Origin of the sequence: Bordetella muralis (assembly GCF_965139205.1) — a bacterium.
GTDB classification, from domain to species: Bacteria; Pseudomonadota; Gammaproteobacteria; order Burkholderiales; family Burkholderiaceae_B; genus Bordetella_A; species Bordetella_A muralis.
Genome location: NZ_CBCSIU010000017.1, coordinates 57155 through 76967, shown reverse-complemented (window position 1 = coordinate 76967; position 19813 = coordinate 57155). Strand labels below are relative to the sequence as shown.

The 19813-nt window shown below is 60.1% G+C and carries 16 protein-coding genes, 1 tRNA gene and 1 pseudogene; 2 read left to right on the top strand and 16 right to left on the bottom strand.

Annotation, left to right across the window (positions count from 1 at the left end; translation table 11 throughout):
- Window positions 1-4: 4 nt before the first annotated feature.
- Both ACNA0I_RS20530 and ACNA0I_RS20525 read right to left on the bottom strand, forming a co-directional pair.
- The gene (locus tag ACNA0I_RS20530; RefSeq protein ID WP_415807884.1) at window positions 5-658 is read right to left on the bottom strand and encodes a VOC family protein; all 654 of its coding nucleotides are present in this window, start codon (window positions 656-658) and stop codon (window positions 5-7) included.
- 158 nt (window positions 659-816) lie between these two features.
- Window positions 817-2373: an AMP-binding protein gene (locus ACNA0I_RS20525; protein ID WP_415807883.1), complete on the bottom strand. Its 1557-nt coding sequence runs from the start codon at window positions 2371-2373 to the stop codon at window positions 817-819.
- Between the two features lie 222 nt (window positions 2374-2595).
- Between ACNA0I_RS20525 and ACNA0I_RS20520 the strand changes: the two genes are divergently transcribed.
- A complete protein-coding gene (locus tag ACNA0I_RS20520; RefSeq protein ID WP_415807882.1) occupies window positions 2596-3582 on the top strand; it encodes a Bug family tripartite tricarboxylate transporter substrate binding protein in 987 nt (328 codons plus the stop codon).
- A gap of 54 nt (window positions 3583-3636) precedes the next feature.
- Here ACNA0I_RS20520 and ACNA0I_RS20515 read toward each other — a convergent pair whose 3' ends face one another.
- A complete protein-coding gene (locus tag ACNA0I_RS20515; protein WP_415807881.1) occupies window positions 3637-4536 on the bottom strand; it encodes a LysR family transcriptional regulator in 900 nt (299 codons plus the stop codon).
- 86 nt (window positions 4537-4622) lie between these two features.
- Here ACNA0I_RS20515 and ACNA0I_RS20510 point away from each other — a divergent pair, with 86 nt between their 5' ends.
- Complete coding sequence (locus ACNA0I_RS20510) at window positions 4623-5780, top strand: acyl-CoA dehydrogenase family protein (RefSeq protein ID WP_415807880.1); 1158 nt, start codon at window positions 4623-4625, stop codon at window positions 5778-5780.
- 198 nt (window positions 5781-5978) lie between these two features.
- Here the strand turns inward: ACNA0I_RS20510 and lpdA are convergent, their stop codons facing one another.
- The 13 genes and pseudogenes from lpdA to ACNA0I_RS20445 form a co-directional block, all read right to left on the bottom strand.
- On the bottom strand, window positions 5979-7376 hold the full coding sequence (lpdA, locus tag ACNA0I_RS20505; RefSeq protein WP_415807879.1) for a dihydrolipoyl dehydrogenase: 1398 nt from the start codon (window positions 7374-7376) through the stop codon (window positions 5979-5981).
- On the bottom strand, window positions 7376-8695 hold the full coding sequence (locus ACNA0I_RS20500; protein ID WP_415807878.1) for a dihydrolipoamide acetyltransferase family protein: 1320 nt from the start codon (window positions 8693-8695) through the stop codon (window positions 7376-7378). The genes lpdA and ACNA0I_RS20500 overlap by 1 nt, the downstream gene beginning before the upstream one ends.
- Before the next feature lies 1 nt (window position 8696).
- Entirely contained in the window at window positions 8697-9740 is a 1044-nt protein-coding gene (locus ACNA0I_RS20495; RefSeq protein WP_415807877.1) for an alpha-ketoacid dehydrogenase subunit beta, read from the bottom strand.
- A 2-nt stretch (window positions 9741-9742) separates the two neighbouring features.
- Window positions 9743-10975, bottom strand: coding sequence for a 3-methyl-2-oxobutanoate dehydrogenase (2-methylpropanoyl-transferring) subunit alpha (locus ACNA0I_RS20490; protein ID WP_415807876.1), 1233 nt, complete (start codon window positions 10973-10975; stop codon window positions 9743-9745).
- Between the two features lie 326 nt (window positions 10976-11301).
- Window positions 11302-12171, bottom strand: coding sequence for a polyprenyl synthetase family protein (locus ACNA0I_RS20485; RefSeq protein ID WP_415807875.1), 870 nt, complete (start codon window positions 12169-12171; stop codon window positions 11302-11304).
- 98 nt (window positions 12172-12269) lie between these two features.
- Window positions 12270-13264 (bottom strand): annotated as a pseudogene (locus ACNA0I_RS20480) (transketolase C-terminal domain-containing protein); the annotation flags it as partial.
- 1 nt (window position 13265) lies between these two features.
- On the bottom strand, window positions 13266-14147 hold an 882-nt coding region (locus tag ACNA0I_RS20475; RefSeq protein ID WP_415807874.1), incomplete at its 3' end, for a 1-deoxy-D-xylulose-5-phosphate synthase N-terminal domain-containing protein.
- Between the two features lie 102 nt (window positions 14148-14249).
- On the bottom strand, window positions 14250-15173 hold the full coding sequence (gene ispH / locus ACNA0I_RS20470; protein WP_415807873.1) for a 4-hydroxy-3-methylbut-2-enyl diphosphate reductase: 924 nt from the start codon (window positions 15171-15173) through the stop codon (window positions 14250-14252).
- 212 nt (window positions 15174-15385) lie between these two features.
- Window positions 15386-16462, bottom strand: a complete 1077-nt coding sequence (locus tag ACNA0I_RS20465; RefSeq protein WP_415807872.1) for a terpene synthase family protein — start codon at window positions 16460-16462, stop codon at window positions 15386-15388.
- A gap of 455 nt (window positions 16463-16917) precedes the next feature.
- Window positions 16918-16994: transfer RNA gene (locus ACNA0I_RS20460), tRNA-Pro, on the bottom strand.
- A 141-nt stretch (window positions 16995-17135) separates the two neighbouring features.
- Window positions 17136-17516 (bottom strand): RNA-binding S4 domain-containing protein, encoded by a 381-nt coding sequence (locus tag ACNA0I_RS20455; RefSeq protein ID WP_415807925.1) that lies wholly within the window; start codon window positions 17514-17516, stop codon window positions 17136-17138.
- 106 nt (window positions 17517-17622) lie between these two features.
- The gene (locus ACNA0I_RS20450; RefSeq protein ID WP_415807871.1) at window positions 17623-18255 is read right to left on the bottom strand and encodes a SagB/ThcOx family dehydrogenase; all 633 of its coding nucleotides are present in this window, start codon (window positions 18253-18255) and stop codon (window positions 17623-17625) included.
- 170 nt (window positions 18256-18425) lie between these two features.
- Complete coding sequence (locus tag ACNA0I_RS20445; RefSeq protein WP_415807870.1) at window positions 18426-19811, bottom strand: YcaO-like family protein; 1386 nt, start codon at window positions 19809-19811, stop codon at window positions 18426-18428.
- Between the last annotated feature and the right edge of the window lie 2 nt (window positions 19812-19813).

Here is a 19813-nt window from a genome sequence, read left to right as displayed (position 1 = left end):
ATACCTACGCTGAAAAGTCGGTGGACAGCAGACGCAGCCCGTGAGGCGTACGGATATGGGCAACCAGGTACGGCGATGCGCCAGTGGGCAGCGCCCGCACCTGTACCTTGCTATTGAGCAGGTTCAAGGCATCCAATGCATCACGTACGCGCTCAGGCGCGGAATGACACAGCTCCAAGGCCTGCAGTGTGCATCCCCTGTCATCCAGCATGCTTGCAGGATGTGACGGCACATCCCACTGGATCAAGGTGGGAGCCACGCCGCTCTCGGGCAGGCTCCCGTCCTCAGGAATCGTGATGCGCCAGGCCAACGCGCCCCGGGTCATGCTCTCAATCGGGCCCGTCTCCCACGAGCAGGCAGCCTGAGCAGCAACGATATCGTCGGTACGTATCACCCAGGTTCCCAGCCTGGGTGTGGACGCGGGCGTCATCCTGTCCAGTTCAAACCATCGGGCGCGTTGCGGTGCCGGGGCGTCAGGATCGGCTGCGATGACTTCCAGATAAACATCGTCGCCCAGCCTCAGCAATTTATTATGCGTGCCCATGCGCGGATGCTGTCCCCCTGCTTGCAGGGACACACCCAAAGCCTGTTCGACAAAACGTGTGCCACTGGCCAGGTCTGGCGCCACCACGGCAATGTGATCTAGGAAGGACTGCATCAGGGCTCCTGGAGGTCCACGGGGCAAGCGAAGCTGGCTTCGCATCAACCGTCAAAGGACAGATAGTCTACCTCGCCCGCCCGATACTGCCCTGTTGCATGCATCAACATCCACAGCCAAACAACAGGCCGCGTATGATGTGCCGGCCTGCGAGCCTCCTAGCCTACCTTGCGCTCATGGCCTTCCCAATACGCATCACGCAACGGTTTACGTGCCAGTTTCCCGTTCGCGTTCTTTGGCAACTCGGCCACAATATCGATGCTGCGCGGCTTCTTGAAATCGGCCAGATGCGCGCGGCAATGCTCCATGAGTTCGGCCTGCCCTGTCTGCGCGCCGGGTTTCAGTACGAGCACCGCCTTGATCGATTCACCCCACTTATCGTCAGGGATACCGAATACGCATGCTTCGTACACGTCGGGGTGTTGATACAACGCCTGCTCGACCTCGGTGGGATAGACGTTGAATCCGCCAGTGATGATCATGTCCTTCTTGCGGTCGACAATATAGACGAACCCCTCTTCGTCCATGCGCGCCAAATCGCCAGTATGCAAACGCCCGTCGCGCAGCGCCTGCGCCGACAATTCCGGCTCGCCCCAATAACCTGCAAATACGTCGGGGCCGCGTACGGTGATCTCGCCCACCTCGCCTTGCGGCACTGGCTGTCCGTCATCACCGAGCAAGGAGAGTTCGCCTTCGCCAAACAATCGCCCGCAGGATGACAGACGCTCTGGACGCGAAGCCAACGCATGCGCATGGTCGGCCGTGCTCAACAAGGCCAGTCCGCCGGTGGTTTCGCCAGTACCGTACCCTTGGCTCAACTTCGGCCCCAGCGCCTCCCATGCCTCGCGGACACGGGCGGGCGCCATCGGCGCACCGCCATAAGAGATCTGACGCAGCGCGCTCAAATCGTGGCGATGCAAGCTGGGCTCGGCAATCAACATATTGATCATCGTCGGCACCATGAAACTGAATGCCGCACGATGCTTTGCCGCCGAGGCGAGAAAGGCCTCGGGATCGAAACGATCATGCAGCAGGATGGTGCCTCCCTGGAACAAAAAGGGCTGCATGAACATACCGCTGGCATGCGTGATCGGGCCTGCCAGCGCCAGCACCTCGCCTGGATTGGCGCGCATGCGGCCCATGACGACCTTGCGTAGCGACGCCATACGATTACCCACCGTTTGCATCGCCGCCTTCAATTTTCCGGTGGAGCCTGATGTGAAATGCAACACCGCCAGATCGCTTTCCGCCATTTCGATATCGGGATTCCGGTCCGCAGCTGCCGCGATAAAAGACTCGTATGTGCGCCAACCCTCGATCGCGTCGCTGCCCGTCACGATCATATGGCGCACACTGCTCAACTCGCCCAAGATCGACGCCACGCCTTCGCTATGCGCAGGGTCGACGATGAATACCGTCGCCTGGGCGTTATTGACCGTATCGACAACCTCTCGGCTGGACAGGCGCGCGTTCAACGCGACCTTGACCAGGCCGGCTTTGTACAGCGCACATTCGAGTTCGATGATTTCAGGACAATTCCAGGCCTGGACGGCGACGCGGTCGCCTTTGACCAACCCCAATCCCAGCAAGGCATTGGCCAAGCGATTCGAACGCGTTTCCAACTGTCCAAAACTGATTGTCTTTTCACCATAGATGATGGCTGGCCGATCACGCCAATAGGTTGCGTTGCGGGTGGTATATCGTCCTTGATTCATCGGATGCTCCATCGTTTTGTGCATGGCAGGATGGTGCAGCCCGAGTCATGCTCGGCAAATAACAGGGAAGAGTTTTTCAATGCCGCAGGGTTATCAAGCGAATATCATGCCGTAAAGTTATCGAGATACGCGCATCGGGCATCGCTTGAGGGGCCCACCCAGGTTAAATCTGGCCACGACAGGCGCATTCGACAGCCTGCTTGCGATTCCTAGGAGACACTCGTGCAAATACGCGTTCATCGCCCCTGGCAAACTCTGGCCGCATTGGTGCTGGGTTTGGCGGCCCTGATTCCGGCTACCGCCCGAGCCGGCACGTATCCGGATCGGCCCATACGTTTGGTGGTGCCCTTTACCGCCGGCGGCCAATTCGATTACATCGCCCGTCTGGTCGCCGACCCTCTGGGGCGCGAACTAGGCCAGAACATCATTGTGGAAAATGTGGGGGGTGGCGGCGGCAGCATCGGCGGTGCGAAAGTCGTGAACTCCCCTGCGGACGGCTATACGCTGCTGGAATATGGCGGCAACTTTGCCATTGCCAAACATCTGACGCCGAATCTGTCCTTCGACCCTATAGCCGACCTGATACCCGTTTCCGGAATCAGCCTGTCACCTCATGTCATTCTGGTCAACAGCCGTCTGCCCATCCATAATCTGGCCGAGTTGACCGCCTATGCAAAAGCCAATCCCGGCAAGCTGAGCTACGGCAGCCCTGGCGTGGGCTCATCCATGCATTTGACATTCGAGGCAGTCAAGCAACACTTCGGCATCGATGCCGTGCATGTGCCCTATCGCGGCGGCAGCAACATGATCAACGACCTGGCCGGCGGCCAAGTGGGCGTGGGCATCATCGCCGTGGCACCCGCCATGCCATTCATCGAGAGTGGCCGCGTGCGCCCCATTGCCGTGACCGGCCGCGACCGCGCTGGTTCATTGCCTGATGTACCGACGGTAGCAGAGGCCGGCTATAAGGACTTTGAAAGCGGCAGTTGGGGCGGCATCGCAGTGCCCAAAGGCACGCCTGCGGATATCGTCGAGCGCCTGAATCAAGCCATGATCAAGGTCGTGAATCAACCCGACGTCAGGAAAGCACTGCAATCGCAGTCGTTCACGCCCATCGCCGGCACGCAAGCAGAGTTTCAGGCGCTGATCCAGGCCGAATCGGACCGCTATGGGCCTCTGATCAAGCAACTCGGATTGCGCAACGAATAAAGGTTGACTCGCCGCCGCCGACAACCGTATAGGTCTATGCCAGTACCCTGGCCGTCAACGCCCTCGAGCCCGCTCACGCAGAATTTCGATCAGGCGTTCGGCCAGTGGCGACTGATAGCTGCCATGACGCGTCATGATGCCGATCTCGCGATGCCAGGTGACATCGTCGAGCGGCACCGCGGCCAAACCCTGCCCCGCCTCGGATCGCAGCGTGATTTCGCTGATCACGGTCAACAAATCCGTACTCTGCAAAATGCTCACCAGGCTGGATACCGACGAGTTGGACTCCACCATGATATTGGGCGGCGGGGCCCCATGCTGTTCAAATCTGGTCTCCAGCCAGCGGCGTGACGCGACCTGCAAACCAGGCAGCATCCAGCTATAACCCTGCAAATGTTCAAAGCGGATCCGCGCATGGCCAAAAATCGGATGCCCACGGCGAGCGGCGACAAAGAGGCTGTCACGACACAGCGGAATGCGATCAAACTCCGCAGGCGCAGCCGAATCATGTAGCGAGCTGATCGAAAAATCCAGGTCGCCCTGACGCAACGCCGGAATCAACGCATCATTGAGAGCAACCACAACATTGATTTTTGCCGCGGGTCTCTGCGCCATCAACTCGACACAAGCCTGGTTAAACACCGGCTCAACCAACAAGGGTGTCACCCCTACACGCACCAGGCCCACACTGCCTCGATGTAAATCGCCAGCCTCGCGCAATGCCTCGTCCAGCTCGCGGCGGGCTTGCAGGCTGCGTTGGTAAAACGCCTTTCCGGGCATGGTCAGCTCCATCCCCTTTGGTGTGCGCACGAACAATTGCAGCTTCAGCTCGTCCTCGAGACGCCGAATCCCCTTGGTCAGCGCGGGTTGGCTGATACCCATGCCATCAGCCGCGCGGCCGACATGCCCGACACGCGCCACGGCCAGAAAGTAGTCCAGATCTTCGAGTCGCATGATTCCGCCTGGTTATTGAACTCAAAGAAAAGATAATCACCAAGCGTGCAGGCGCTGTCAAGCTAGCACTTATTCCAGGAGACATCATGGCCCAAGACAGCCCCACCCTCGCCGAGTTGCGCGAACGCCTGCACCGTTATCTGCATGACGAACTGATTCCCATGGAGCGCGCACGCGGCTTGGGGTATGAGGACGAGTTTCCACGCGAGCTGGTCAAATCGATTTGGCAACGCTCGCGCGCCCTGGGCTTATACGGCCTGCAACTGCCCAAGGAAATCGGTGGGCAGGCCTTGCTGTACCGCGATCTATGTATTTTGAAAGACGACGCCGCCGCATCGGGCGCCATTCTTTTCCCCCATGTTCTGGGCGATTGGGGCGGACCTTCGCGGATCGGCAATCTCGTCCGTTACGCCACGCCGTATCAGTTGGAACGCTACATCATGCCAGTCGTACACGCCGAGCGTGGCGCCTGCTTTGCCATGACAGAGCCGCAGTCGGGCTCGGACGCCACCAGCCTGCGCACACTCGCAGTCGAAGACGGCGACGACTACATCATCACAGGGGTCAAACACTACATCACGGCATCGATGTTTGCCGACTTTGCGATCACGATGTGCGTCACGGACCCAGAAAAAGGCATGGACGGAATCTCGGCCATCCTGATCGATCTGGATCTGCCTGGGGTGCGGCTGGAGCATGATTGCGTACCGATGACGGGGCAGTATGTCGATGCAGACATCGTACTGGATCATGTACGCGTGCCGAAAAAGAACCTGATCGGCAAACCGGGAGAAGGCTTTCGCATCGCGATGAATCGCGTCAGCGTCAATCGCCTGTTGCACTGTCCGACGATGATAGGGTTGGCGCGGCAGGCTTTTCGCATGGCCGTCGATTATGCAAAAACGCGTCAACAGTTCGGTGGCCCGATCAGCCGCTTTCAAGCGATCCAGCACATGCTGGCCGATATGGCGACCTCGCTCTATGCCTGCGAACAAATGGTGTTGGGCGCCGCACAGCGGGCAGATGCGGGCAACGACGTGCGCGAACTCGCGGCCATGTGCAAGCTCTTCGTATCCGAGCGGTGTTTTGAAATCGCCGACAAAGCCATGCAGATACACGGCAATGTCGGCGTGACCAAGAATCATCCGGTGGAATTCATCTTTCGCCGATTGCGGTTATATCGCATTGTGACTGGCACCAGCGAGATACAGCGCAACACGATCGCGAAAGGGATTTTGACCTAGTCACTCGCGGCATACGTGCGCATCGTGATTTCGACGAGGTATGAGTTCTATTGGACGTCGAAGCGTGGCAGTGACCGTGTCGTAACACCCAGAGATTTGCTATGCATCCGTCACCCGCGCGCCGGGCCGGCTTTGTGAAGCCCTCACGGCCCGATTGCCTCGGCTCGACGTCCAATAAGCCCCCCACCCTCTGCCCAACTAAATATGCAACGCCTGCCCCAACGCACGTAAAGCAGCCTCTTGAACAGCCTCCCCCAACGTAGGATGCGCATGAATGGTTCCAGCCACATCTTCCAACACGGCCCCCATCTCCAGCGATTGCGAAAACGCCGCGGCCAGCTCGGATACCCCGCGCCCAACCGCCTGCCACCCGACGATCAGATGGTTATCGCGGCGCGCGACGACACGCACAAAGCCGTCTGTCGACTCCAGCGTCATGGCGCGCCCATTGGCGGCGAACGGGAATAGGCCTACCAGACAATCCAACCCGGCATCCTGAGCCTGCTGCGGTGCCAGACCCGCCGTGACGATTTCCGGATCGGTAAAACACACCGCCGGAATGGCCGCTGGCGTAAAGCGACGCTTGTGACCAGCCACCAATTCGGCAACCATCTCGCCCTGCGCCATCGCACGATGCGCCAGCATCGGCTCACCCGCGATATCGCCGATCGCCCAGACATTTCGCATCGACGTCCGGCATTGATCATCAATACGCAATGCATTGCCCGATCGGCTCAACTGCAGGTTTTCCAGCCCCCATCCCTGGGTACGTGGCCGCCGCCCGATAGCCAGCAGAACCTGATCCGCCGGCAACACCGTCTCAGCCCCCGATGCATCCTGTATGCGCACTGCATCGCCGGCCGCATTCATACCCATGACCTTGCGCCCGAGGTAGAGTGTGATCCCCATCTTCGCCAGCGCCGCCGCGACCGGCTTGGTCAGATCGGCATCGTAGGTCGGCAAAATACGATCCTGCGCCTCGACCACCGCGACCTCGGCGCCGAGTTTGCGATACACCGTACCCAGCTCCAATCCAATATAGCCACCGCCGACCACCACCAGTCGTTCGGGGATAGATGACGGCGACAGCGCTTCGGTAGACGAAATCACTCGGCCTGCGAAAGGCATGGACGGCAACGGCATCGGCTCGGATCCCGCCGCCAGCAGCAAGTGCTCGCACTGAATCCGTTGGATACCTTGTCCGGTATCGACCTCGACCGTCTTGCCATCCAGCACCTGTGCCCAGCCGCGCATCAGTTGCACACCGTTTTTCTTGAGCAAGGCGGCTACGCCCCCGGTCAACCGGCTCACGATGCCGTCTTTCCAGGCGACAGTCTTGGTGATGTCTATCGACGGCGTCTGCACTGAAATACCCAAGGGTGCAGTCTCGGCGTACTCGCGAGCACGTTCAAACTCGCCCGCCGCATGAATCAGCGCCTTTGACGGAATGCAGCCTATATTCAAGCAGGTGCCACCCGGCTGCTGTCCCTCGACGACGATCGTGGGCACACCCAATTGACCGGCGCGGATCGCGGCGACGTAACCGCCCGGCCCGCCGCCGATCACCAACAATGTTGTGTTCAGCGTCTCGCTCATCACGCCTCCACGAAAAGTAAGGCCGGCTGTTCAAGCAATGCGCGTACTGCCTGGATGAACTGCGCTGCATCCATGCCGTCGACCACACGATGATCAAAGGACGAAGACAAGTTCATCAGCTTGCGGGCAACGACTGCGCCTTGCTGGAACATCGGCCGCTCGACAATGCGATTCACACCCACGATACCGACCTCGGGATGATTGATGACGGGCGTACTGACAATACCGCCCAATGCCCCCAAACTCGTGAGTGTGATCGTGGACCCGCTTAACGCATCACGTTCGGCCTTGCCGCTGCGCACAGCTTGGGCCAACCGTGCGATCTCTTGCGCAATCCCCCAGATATCGAGCGACTCGGCATGGCGCACAACAGGCACGATCAAACCGGCATCGGTCTGCGTCGCCACACCGAGATGCACTGCGCCGAAACGGGTCACCACACCCGCCTCGTCGTCGTAACGCGCATTGATTTGCGGAAAATCCCGCAATGCGATCACCATGGCGCGCGCCAGCAAGGGCAACAGCGTGAGCTTGCCTCGCGATTCGCCATACTTGCGATTCAGTTGCGCGCGCAGCCCCTCGATCTCAGTCACGTCGATTTCCTCGACATAACTGAAATGAGGAATACGCCGCTTGGATTCCTGCATTTTCTGCGCGATCTTACGACGCAGGCCCACGACGGGTACCTGTTCCTCGTCATGGCGCTCGCGATATCCGGATAGTGCTGCCGATGCCGTTGCGCCCTGCCCTTGTACATAGGCATCGAGGTCTTCGTGCATGATACGGCCCGCCGGGCCAGATCCATGCACATAACGCAGCTCGATGCCGAGATCCCAGGCACGCTTGCGCACGGCGGGCGAGGCCAAGGGACGTTCGCCAGGCTGACGAGACGGCGCGGCGTGCTGCACAGCGGATGTTGCTGCGGTGGATTTCCGGGCAGTCCCAGACGAAGACAGTGTCTCGGCTTGACCTGCGGCATCTCGAGGCACGCTCGGCTCACCCGCTGGTTTGTCGGCCACGGCGGTTGGCGTCTGATCTGCTTGCGCAGCCGTCGCATCGCCCTTGAAATTACCCGCGCCCTCGACCTCCAAACGAATCAACTCACCGCCCACGGCCATCGTGTCACCCACGTTGCCGCCCAGTGCGATCACCTTGCCCACTACAGGCGATGGAATTTCCACCGTCGCCTTGTCCGTCATCACGTCGGCCAGAGGTTGATCCTCGGTCACGGTATCGCCAACCTTTACATGCCACGCAACCAGCTCGACCTCGGCAATCCCTTCGCCGATATCCGGCATCTTGATGATGTGAATCCCCATGTCATGCCTCCATCACGCGTTGGAATGCCGCGCCCACGCGAGCCGGCCCGGGAAAATATGCCCATTCCTGAGCATGCGGATAGGGAGTATCCCAACCCGTGACACGCTCAATAGGAGCCTCCAGGTGATGAAAGCAATGCTCTTGAATCAAAGACACCAACTCGGCGCCAAAACCGCAAGTCCGTGTCGCCTCATGCACCACGACGCAACGTCCGGTCTTGCGTACCGAGTTCACGATCGTGTCGAGATCCAGCGGCCATAGCGTACGCAGATCGATCACCTCGGCATCGAGACCTGTTTCCTCGGCTGCAGCCAGAGATACATGCACCGTCGTACCATAAGTCAGTACCGTCAACGCTTCGCCCGGCCGCACAACAGCGGCGCTGCCCAGGGGCACGGTGTAATAGCCCGTGGGGACCTGGCTGGCAGGATGTTTGCTCCACGGCGTCACGGGGCGATCATGATGTCCATCGAACGGGCCGTTGTAGAGACGTTTCGGCTCGAGAAAAATCACCGGATCATTATTCTCGATCGCTGCGATCAACAGGCCTTTCGCATCGTACGGGTTGGAGGGCAGCACGGTACGCAAGCCGCACACCTGCGTGAACATGGCCTCGGGACTCTGGCTATGCGTCTGCCCGCCATAGATACCGCCACCGCAGGGCATGCGAATCGTCATCGGTGCGATGAACTCATTCACCGAGCGATAACGCAGCCGCGCTGCTTCGGACACAATCTGATCCGACGCAGGATAAAAATAATCGGCGAACTGGATTTCGCACACAGGCCGCAGCCCATATGCCCCCATGCCCACCGCGACACCGACGATACCGCCCTCTGAAATAGGCGCATCAAATACACGCGATGAACCGTACTTGGCTTGCAAGCCTTCGGTGCAGCGAAACACGCCCCCGAAATACCCCACGTCCTGACCGAACACCACCACATTGTCATCACGTTCCAGCATGACGTCCATGGCCGAACGCAATGCCTGGATCATGGTCATCGACGTCGTCGCCGGACCCGTATTCTTGTCGTTTGCCATGATCAGACTCCCAGCTCTTGGCGCTGCCGGCGCAGATGGTCCGGCATCTCTTCGTAGACATCCTCGAAAATACTGGCCGCACTGGGCACGTGCCCATCGACCAGCGTGCCAAAACTCTCGGCCTCTTTTTGCGCCGCCAGAATCTCGGCCTCGAGCTCTGCCTTCAAGGCGTCGTGCTGCTCATCCGACCAAATGCCCAGACTGATCAAATGCTTTTTGAATCGGGCGATCGGGTCTCCCAACGGGAAATGGCTCCAGTCGTCGCCCGGCCGATACTTCGTCGGATCATCCGACGTGGAATGCGGCCCCGCCCGATACGTGACCCACTCGATCAAGGTTGGCCCCAGATTGCGGCGCGCGCGCTCGGCGGCCCAGTGCGAGGCGGCATATACCGCCAGGAAATCATTGCCGTCCACGCGCAGCGAGGCAATCCCGCAGCCTACGCCTCGCCCGGCAAACGTCGCACCCTCCCCACCCGCTATCGCCTGAAAGGTCGAAATAGCCCATTGATTGTTGACCACATTCAAGATCACAGGCGCGCGGTAGACGTGAGCGAACGTCAATGCAGTATGAAAATCCGCCTCGGCAGTCGCGCCGTCGCCGATCCAGGCGGAGGCGATACGCGTATCGCCCTTGATCGCCGACGCCATCGCCCAACCGACCGCTTGAATGAACTGCGTAGCAAGGTTGCCCGAAACCGAGAAGAACCCGGCGTCACGCTTGGAGTACATGACAGGCAGTTGGCGTCCCTTTAGCGGATCCCGCTCGTTGGACATCAACTGGCACATCATCTCGACCAGCGACACATTGCGCGTGAGCAGAATGCTCTGTTGGCGATAGGTCGGGAAACACATGTCGCCCTGCTCCAGGGCCAGCGCATGCGCCGAGCCGATGGCTTCCTCGCCCAGGCTCTGCATATAGAACGAGATTTTCTTTTGCCGCTGTGCCGTCAGCATGCGGGAATCGAAAATGCGCGTCTTGAGCATGGCGCGCATCCCGGCGCGCAGCGTATCGTCATCCAACTGTGGTGCCCAGGGGCCCTGGGCATGCCCCTCGTCATCGATCACGCGCACGAGACGATAGGCCAGATCGGCGGTATCGACGGCCGCGACATCAATGGGGGGTTTGGGGACATCGCCCGCGGGCGAAAGATGCAGATAGGAAAAATCGGTCTTGCAACCCGGGCGCCCGGTGGGCTCGGGGACGTGCAATTTTAGTGGGCCATATTGGCTCATGGTGTTGTCTCCACGCTCGATCGTGTCATGCGTTCTTGCTTTGCATTAGCCATATGCGAGGGGGTAACCGCGCACGAGGCCGCCACCGGATCGCGCGCGGGGTAATGCTACGCGTCTGGCTATCAGCAGATTAGCATAAGCGCGAACACATTCGCGCAGAGACAGCGCGCCTCACGGCAGCACAGGCAGGGCAGCTAGCGGGATTTCCGGCGTTGAATCTGGCGACAGGCGCGGACGGTGCTCACGACGGAATCTCCTGCGGATAAGGTGACAGCGCCCTGATACTGAACCGCTCGGCGGTATGGAAGTTGACCTCAGCAGCGCTATCATTTGCGGCGTTCGACTGCAAACCGGGCAACGGCACGAAGTGCGTCGGCTTCGGGACCGAACGCGTCAAGATGCCGGATCGCCCGGTCGGAGAATTCGTGCGCACGTACCTCGGCCTCGCCTTCGCCGAGAAGCGAGACGAAGGTCACCTTGCCGCTGGCTGCATCCTTGCCGGGGGTTTTGCCGATGTCCTTGGCCTCGCCGCGTACATCGAGCAGGTCATCTGCAATCTGGAAGGCAACGCCCATGTCGTACGCGTAGGATATCAGCGCCCTGCGCGCGTCGTCTGCCGCCTTGCCCAGAATGGCCCCGGCCTCGCCGGCAAAGGCGAAGAGCGCCCCAGTCTTCAGTTGCTGTAAACGGATGAGCCCATCGAGATCCATCACGGGGGTCTCATGCACCGCCATGTCCATGGCCTGGCCGCCGATCATTCCCGCGACACCGGCCGCCCGGGCGAGGCCGGTGACGAGCGAGATCCGCACATCGGACTCTGGATGGGTCACAGCATTGCCCAAGATCTCGAGCGCCAGCGTCAACAACGCGTTGCCGGCAAGAATCGCGGTTGCTTCATCGAAGGCCTTGTGAGTGGTCGGCCTGCCGCGGCGAAGATCATCGTTGTCCATGGCCGGCAGATCGTCATGGATCAACGAGTAGCAGTGGACCATCTCCAGTGCCGCGGCAGTCCGCAGGACACCTGGCCCCGTTACGCCAAACACGCGCGCCGAGGAGACAACCAGAAATGGGCGCAGGCGCTTGCCTCCCGCCAAAGTGGCATAGCGCATAGCCGCGACCACGGGAGGCTCTCCTGGCCTGAGCTCCGGCAGCAAGGAGTTGAGAACCTGCTCGATGTTCTCAGCCGTGTCGGCCATAGCGCGGCCCAGATCATACGCGCCATCTAATGGCAATATGGTGGACGTTGCTAGTGCACTCTGTGCAGAATCTTGCATTCGTTGAGCCCCCATAGCGTTCAGAATTGCGGATGAGCCGATGCGAACCTCCGGCGGTCACCCGGACTGCATGCGCATAGGTCCAGCGCAGCCGTCACGATGTGGCGTGCGGTCAAACCGGCATCGTCGTACTGCGCATGCGGGTGATCGTGGTCGAGGAAACGATCGGGCAAAACCATCGGCCGGATTCTGGCGCCGGTGTGGATCTGGTTAGTGACGGCGAGGTGATGCAGCACCAGCGAGGAAAAGCCGCCGACGACCCCCTCCTCGATCACGATCAAAGCCCGGTGCTCCCGAACCAGCCGCTCGACAAGTTCACAGTCGATCGGCTTGGCAAAGCGGGCATCTGCTACGGTGGTGCTCAGGCCAAGGCCGTCCAGTTCGTCCGCTGCCTTGAGGCATTCCTGCAGTCGGGTACCGAGGCTGAGAATCGCGATATCCCCCCCACCTTCGCGCACGATGCGGCCACGGCCGACCTCCAACACCTTGCCGCGGGCCGGCAGAGCGATGCCGGTGCCCGCGCCTCGAGGGTAGCGCACGGCCGAGGGTCGATCGTCGATCGCGACCGCCGTCGCCACCATATGCATCAACTCCGCCTCGTCGGATGGGGCCATGATCACAATGCCCGGCAGCATGCCGAGATAGCCGAGGTCGAAGCTGCCGGCATGCGTGGCGCCATCGGCCCCAACCAGCCCAGCCCGGTCGATGGCGAACCGAACTGGCAGTGATTGCAACGCAACGTCGTGAACCACCTGGTCGTAAGCGCGCTGCAGAAAGGTTGAATAGATGGTACAGAATGGCTTCATCCCTTCCGCCGCCATGCCGGCGGCGAAAGTCACGGCATGTTGCTCGGCAATGCCGACATCGAACGCTCGCTTCGGGAAACGCTTGGCAAAGGCATCGACGCCAGTGCCCGACGGCATCGCGGCTGTTATGGCCACGATCGCTGAATCGATCTCTGCCTCGGCGATCAAGGCCTTGGCATAGACCTCGGTATAGGTCGGCGCCTGCGGCGNCGACTTGGCCTGCACGCCAGTCGTCACATCGAAGCCGGACACGGCGTGCAGCCGATCGGGGCTTCCCATCGCCGGAGCATATCCATGGCCTTTTTCGGTCACGATATGGATCAGGACGGGGCCGGGGGACGGGTCGTCGCGAACGCGGCGTAGCGTCAGCAACAGTTGATCGAGGTCGTGCCCGTCGATCGGCCCGACATACCGAAAACCGAGATCCGAGAAGAGCGTCCGGTCCGGGCGCCCGCACGCCGGCTCAGAGCCTCCACGCCCGGTCAGGTTCGAGAGGTATCGGTTTAGGGCCCCGACGGGCGCGGCGATCGACATGGCGTTGTCGTTGAGCACGACTATCAGGCGTGCGGCCATCGCCCCAGCATTGTTCAATGCTTCATAGGCCATGCCCGCGCTCATCGCGCCGTCACCGATCACGGCAACGATATTCCGCCGTTGCCCGCCGAGATCGCGCGCCACAGCCATGCCGAGGGCCGCCGAGATCGACGTCGAGCTGTGGGCGGCGCCAAACGGGTCGTAACGGCTTTCGGCCCGCCGCGTAAATCCTGAAAGGCCGCCCCCCTTGCGCAGCGTGCGGATGCGATCGCGCCGATCGGTCAGGATTTTGTGGGGGTAGGCTTGGTGGCTTACATCCCAGATGAGACGGTCTTCCGGCGTGTCGAAAATGGCGTGCAGGGCCACGGTCAGCTCGACGACGCCAAGTCCGGCACCTAGGTGGCCGCCTGTTAACGAGACTGCATCGAGAAGTTCGTTCCGCAGCTCCTCAGCGATGCGCTTCAAGAGGTCCGTATCATCGATCTGGCGAAGGCTGTGTGGCCCTTCAAGGTTGTTCAGCAAAGGAGTGATGTGTCGTCGCTCGTCAGCAGCGCTCATTGTGAAATCCTCAATCGTTGCTCCGCTTAATCCGAGGAAACAGGTTGCTTCCCGCGGAGACTGCATCGGGAGTACGGGGCGGCATAGAAAGGAGATGGCGTGTCAATCAGCCAACCTTGCAGGCAAGCGAAATCGGACATTCTCCTCAATCGTCGACAATGTCGTCACTTCGGCATCGTGGCGGCGCTGCAATACCTCGACTAATTGATCGACGAGACTGTCCGGCGCGGATGCGCCGGCGGTAATGCCGACGGTACTCTTGCTGTGCAGCCATGCCGGATTCACTGCCGAGGCGTCGTCGATCAGGTAGCTCGGAACGCCGAGCTCCTCGCCGATCTCGCGCAGCCGATTGGAATTGGAGCTGTTCTGCGAGCCAACGACCAGAATGACCTCGGCGATTCTGGCCAGCTCTCGCACCGCGCGCTGCCGATTCTGCGTGGCGTAGCAGATATCCCTGATGTCCGGACCGACGATGGCCGGAAAGCGCGCCTTCAGTGCGTCGATGATCACCCGCGTATCGTCGATGCTCAGCGTCGTCTGGGTGATATAGGCCAACTTCTCGGGATCGTCGACAACGAGCGACGCCACCTCTTCGGCCGTAGAAATCAGCTTGACGGGGCCAGAAATCCGTCCCAGCGTCCCGATGATCTCGGCATGTCCTGCATGGCCGATCAGGATGACGGTTCGGCCCTCTCCCGCGTAGCGCTGCCCTTCTATGTGAACTTTGGTCACCAGGGGGCAGGTGGCGTCGATCACATCGAGCGTTCGCTGCTGGGCATTGCGTTCGACTGAGTATGCGACGCCATGTGCACTGAAGACAGTGACGCTGCCAGGCGGAACCACGTCGAGTTCATCCACGAACACCGCGCCTTTGGCTTCGAGATCTGCCACGACATGGCGGTTATGGACAATCTCATGACGCACGTAGACCGGCGGGCCAAATCGGCTCAATGCCCGCTCTACGATCTCGATCGCCCGTTCGACGCCGGCACAGAATCCTCTAGGTCGAGCTAATACAATCCGCATGAGCTACCCTTTGCTGAAACCACTAACCTATTGAGGCGGCCGTTTCGATTCACATGATTGGCGTGCCAAGATGGCCGGCTCGTCTATGAGATCGAACAGCTCGTGAGTGAGAGAGACGTCCGTATGAGCACACCGGACAACCGTCGCGCTGGATCTATGTGCACGGTCCGCAATCGAACGACGTGCATCAGCGGGACGCCACAGCTCCCAAGCTAAGAACCCGTCTGAACCGCGACTGCATGCGGTACGAGTAACTCCGGAAGGAAGCTGGGCGGCTGGTCCTTCGTTGTGTATTCAATTTTCACAAGGCGATCAGTCTTCAAAGACCAATCATAGTGGCCGCGGATCATCCGCTGATACTCCTGAACCGTTCGCATGGCCGCCGCCTTGGTCGCCGCATCAACGCCAAGAGCGTCAAGCTCTCCGGGAAGTTCAGATTTCGCCGTAAGGAATGCCGCAACATGGCCGGTAGTGACAGCATTGGCCAAATCGATTGCGTGCTGTAGTGAGCATTCTTGCACTTCGCGCGCAACCACGACCATGTTGAAGGGATAGTCACGCGCTACCTCCTTCTCGAGCCCAATGATGTCATTGTGTAGCCCCGTAATAAGAACGCCAGATGCACGTAGCGCCAGAAACGCTTCACACTCGATCACGTGGTCGGGCAAATCGGCCTGCGCGATGATCTCGAAAATGTCGAAGATCATCCGCATGCCAGTCGAGTTCTTACGGTGTGCCAGATACTCCCCGATCCCGAGACGCTCGTTGCCAGCGCGGTGAATGGCCTCAAAGCGATATGAGTCGATATAGGAACGAGCGTCTCGAGCCAGCCGACGCAGCCAAGCCGACGATCGCGACCCGCGAGTAGTGCGGCCCCACAGATCTGCAAGCGCGAGCGCGAGAGGGTTGGTCGCGGGAGGAGAGACGTCGTTAAGAACGCCCATGAATGGGGCGATCATCTCCGGCACGAGATCGGGACGAACGCCAAGAGGTCCGTCGTCGAATTGATCGTCAAATAGAAAAAACCAGGTGTACCACTGGGCCATCAGATCAAGCAGATCCTTATCTGCAGTCGGATGAGAGAGCTTCGTGAGTTGACCGAATCGCGCCTCCTGAAATCGAGTTCGCGAGGCAGGGGTCGGAAGCAGGCCATGCATCTCAGCCCATCTCGTTGTAGCTTCCTCGGGAGAAGGCAACGGATTCACTTCCTGTGGAAATGGCATAACGAACGCTGGCATCTGAAAATCCAGCAAGCTGGAGTGCGGCTCGGACTCGGTACACAAAGTCATTTACTTCCCTCGATGTAGGAAAAAATTTCTTCGACGCCATGGTCCGCTGCGCAGACATGCCGATTAATGACTAGATACCATATTGCACAGTATTGCACGTCAATGCCAATAAGCGCCTATATTCGCACAAAATATATGAATGTTTTGATACAAATCATGAATGTGAGATTGAGCGCGATGATCCAGAGACCGCGTGCCTTCCATATAGCTCGTTCTTTGCGTTCAAGCGATGCGTCTCGTCGACGATCAGGAAATCGTACGAGCTTGGCTCGTTGTCGACGAAGCGTCCCGAGCCGCAGAACAGGCTGGCAAATTTTGTCTGGTAATGGTTCCAGCCCGTCTGATGAATACCCATCCCCGTTAATGGGGCAGCGCTCTCGTTGCCCGGCAGTGAGGCAAAATTCCCAGAAAGGGAAAAGGCCTACAGATCTAGATCTGTAGGCCTTTGATTTCATTGGTCGGGGCGGCGGGATTCGAACTCGCGACCCTCTGCTCCCAAAGCAGATGCGCTACCAGGCTGCGCTACGCCCCGTGGGTACTGATTTGCCTTGACCGTAAACGAAAAAACGCGTCGTTCTCGTCAGGGAACGGAATGCTACCACAATCAACGAATCAGCGCCGGGAGCCGGCACGGGTTGGCGATTGCCTCGTTACAGCAGTTATCCTTGCAGACTCACTTGCCACGCATCTGATCAATCAGCCGTCGATCACGTTTGGTGGGGCGCCCTGCAGCGATACCTTGGGCGGGTTCGGGAGCCAGTCTGCGCATCTCGGCAGCGCGCTCGCGTGCCGCGATGCTTTCTGCAGTTTCTTCGTAAAGCAGGCGCGCGACCGGCGCAGGACCGCGTACGGCGCTCAGCGCTCGAACGTGTACGTGAATCGGCGGATCTTCCTTACGCACGCTCACCCGATCGCCTACGGCGATTTCACGTGCGGGTTTGGCGGCCTGATCATTGACCAGTACCCGCCCCTTACCGATTTCCTGCGAGGCCAGGCTGCGCGTCTTGTAAAAGCGCGCCGCCCACAACCATTTGTCCAGTCGTAATTTATCCATCATGGAAATATTCTAGCGGGGGCGAGCTCCAATGTGGGCTCGCAACGCCCGACCCACATGCACCGAGCAGCACGGTACAGAACCCGCTGCCCATGCAAGCCACGGTTTACGCTTTCTTGGGGCCAAACGCATACGCTGATACGGCCACGTGACGAGGCGCCGACAATCCTAAAAGCGCCAGCACCGCCTCATCGTGATAGGAACCAATCGCGCAGCCTGCCCAGTCGATCTGCGCAACTTGATAGCTGAGCGCGCCGAGCTGAACGCCTGCCTCGATCAGCAGAAAGCGCCCGCCACGCTCGCCGTATTTGGCGAGCGTATTCTCTGGACGAGCGACCATGAAAACGACGGCCGCAGGCTCATCGATCCAGTCCACTCCCAATGTGTGCGCCAGATCCGGCCAAGAGGGGCAAGCGCATACCGGTGCCAGCCCGTGACGCACATTATCGTACCAGGCAATTTGGCCGGATAATGCCTTTGGACCGTCCAATCGGCACAACGCCACATAAGTCTGAATGGGATACTTGGCGCCGCCCGACGGCAACAGCCGTGTTGTGCCCTGCGAACGCGTTCGCAGCGGATGCAGTACGTGCCCCAGGTCGCGCAACGTTGCGGACTCATCGCCGAATGAGCGTGAACTGGCACGACGATTCCAGACAGAGGTATCACGATCTGGCGCATCGGCATCGTCATTCGACACTTCGGGCAGCGCCAGCGTACCGGCTCGATGTACTGGCATCGGCGTTCCTGCCGGCCTTACAGCGTCACGCGCTATACGCTGCCCCATCGCCATTGCCCGGCTATCGTTGAGCGCTCCGTTTGTCCAGAACAGATGAAACAAAGGCGCATCGGCCCAGGGCGAATCTGAATCGGAATGCATATGGGATGCCATGGCAACGGGCCGGGTTCTCAGCCCAACGGATGAGGAAGAGGATTCGGAAAAGCTGTGTGGCGCACACTACCGGGATAACGCCATTGGATATCCGCACAACGGCCACCCAGAAACGGCGCGCGTTCGTCGGCGTGCAATCCGCTCAATTGCGGCGACAGCACTCGCATCACACGAAGACCGGTGGCCGCCACATCGACCGTCGTGAGCTCTCGATAGTAAAGATCAATGCCGCTACTCGTCAGTGATACCTGCAATGCACGCAACTGCGCCAAGGACTGGCCGCAGCCTGATACATCAGAGCACACGTTATCAGCTGCCATGGTGCGGCTCACAGCGCTCGCCATTGCCGCCTCGACGCTCTCTGCCCGTGTTCTCCTCGTTGCCGTTACTGCGTCAAAAGCCCGCTCGACATGAGGCGTGGCGTGTTCCATCAACGCAGTCTGGCGCCACAAATCAGGCCGCAAGGTATAGAACACGGCATGCTGATCAAAACGGCGCAACGCATCAGGCTGACGCGGCAAATCGTCGCCTCGATCTGCCAGATGAGATGCAAAGGTCAACGCCTGTGCCCATTCCAATAGCGCTTTATGCAATGCCTCGCTCAAGTTCGCACGACACGCAACGCCCAACACAAAACGTGGATGCCCCGCATATGGCAGGCCGCCGGCGACAGCGACGACACGATGAGGATTCCACGCCTGGGTCAGATCAAAGGCCGCGATTTCCCCGCCACTGGCAGCGACATAATCGGTCCACTCGACAGGCAAGCTCAACTGGCGGCCACCCAGGCCATTGAGCCATGTTGTCGCCAACGCGTCGCGCTCTAATAATTCCTGCGCGGCGCGCAAGACAGCAAGCCAAGGCCCATTAGCCTCGTCGCGCCACGCGGCAAGGCCGCTGGATGTCGAAGGCATGCGCGCCTGGCCCGATCGCGGGCCCAACCCAACCAGTTCTTGGGGCACCCAATACATCTGGTTGTCGGCGAGCCGATATACCGGCGCATAGAGATCATCTGGCGAGGGCACCATCGGCCACGGAAAATCGGGCTGTGCTCGCTGCTCAGAGGAAAACAAGGCGAACACGTCGTCATCCAGTCGCTCGTCGTCAACGAGTTGTGAACGCATACGCAAGGTCAATGTGGCCTGCGCCGCCGCCAGACGCTCCAGGGCCTCTGCGATCGCGCCAGCGATGGCACCCCGCGAATCCAGCGCGACGGCCCCGGATACCGTTTGCCATGCGTTCACGGGGTCTTTGGGCACCGCCGCATTCGCCAGCAGCTTGCCGTCAAAGATCGGACCCAGCCTGTCGCAAGGCTGCGGATCGACAGGGCTGACGGGCGGCACCAGCCCGCAACGTGCGCCTGCCGCCTGCTCCAGTAAACGGTGCGATAACAGCTGAGGCATAT

What these genes read in the sequence shown, in the direction of transcription:
- ACNA0I_RS20530 (WP_415807884.1), bottom strand. Translation starts at nt 658, where the DNA reads ATGCAGTCCTTCCTAGATCACATTGCCGTGGTGGCGCCAGACCTGGCC.
- ACNA0I_RS20525 (WP_415807883.1), bottom strand. Translation starts at nt 2,373, where the DNA reads ATGAATCAAGGACGATATACCACCCGCAACGCAACCTATTGGCGTGAT.
- ACNA0I_RS20515 (WP_415807881.1), bottom strand. Translation starts at nt 4,536, where the DNA reads ATGCGACTCGAAGATCTGGACTACTTTCTGGCCGTGGCGCGTGTCGGG.
- ACNA0I_RS20510 (WP_415807880.1), top strand. Translation starts at nt 4,623, where the DNA reads ATGGCCCAAGACAGCCCCACCCTCGCCGAGTTGCGCGAACGCCTGCAC.
- lpdA (WP_415807879.1), bottom strand. Translation starts at nt 7,376, where the DNA reads ATGAGCGAGACGCTGAACACAACATTGTTGGTGATCGGCGGCGGGCCG.
- ACNA0I_RS20500 (WP_415807878.1), bottom strand. Translation starts at nt 8,695, where the DNA reads ATGGGGATTCACATCATCAAGATGCCGGATATCGGCGAAGGGATTGCC.
- ACNA0I_RS20495 (WP_415807877.1), bottom strand. Translation starts at nt 9,740, where the DNA reads ATGGCAAACGACAAGAATACGGGTCCGGCGACGACGTCGATGACCATG.
- ACNA0I_RS20490 (WP_415807876.1), bottom strand. Translation starts at nt 10,975, where the DNA reads ATGAGCCAATATGGCCCACTAAAATTGCACGTCCCCGAGCCCACCGGG.
- ACNA0I_RS20485 (WP_415807875.1), bottom strand. Translation starts at nt 12,171, where the DNA reads ATGGCCGACACGGCTGAGAACATCGAGCAGGTTCTCAACTCCTTGCTG.
- ispH (WP_415807873.1), bottom strand. Translation starts at nt 15,173, where the DNA reads ATGCGGATTGTATTAGCTCGACCTAGAGGATTCTGTGCCGGCGTCGAA.
- ACNA0I_RS20465 (WP_415807872.1), bottom strand. Translation starts at nt 16,462, where the DNA reads ATGACTTTGTGTACCGAGTCCGAGCCGCACTCCAGCTTGCTGGATTTT.
- ACNA0I_RS20455 (WP_415807925.1), bottom strand. Translation starts at nt 17,516, where the DNA reads ATGGATAAATTACGACTGGACAAATGGTTGTGGGCGGCGCGCTTTTAC.
- ACNA0I_RS20450 (WP_415807871.1), bottom strand. Translation starts at nt 18,255, where the DNA reads ATGCCAGTACATCGAGCCGGTACGCTGGCGCTGCCCGAAGTGTCGAAT.
- ACNA0I_RS20445 (WP_415807870.1), bottom strand. Translation starts at nt 19,811, where the DNA reads ATGCCTCAGCTGTTATCGCACCGTTTACTGGAGCAGGCGGCAGGCGCA.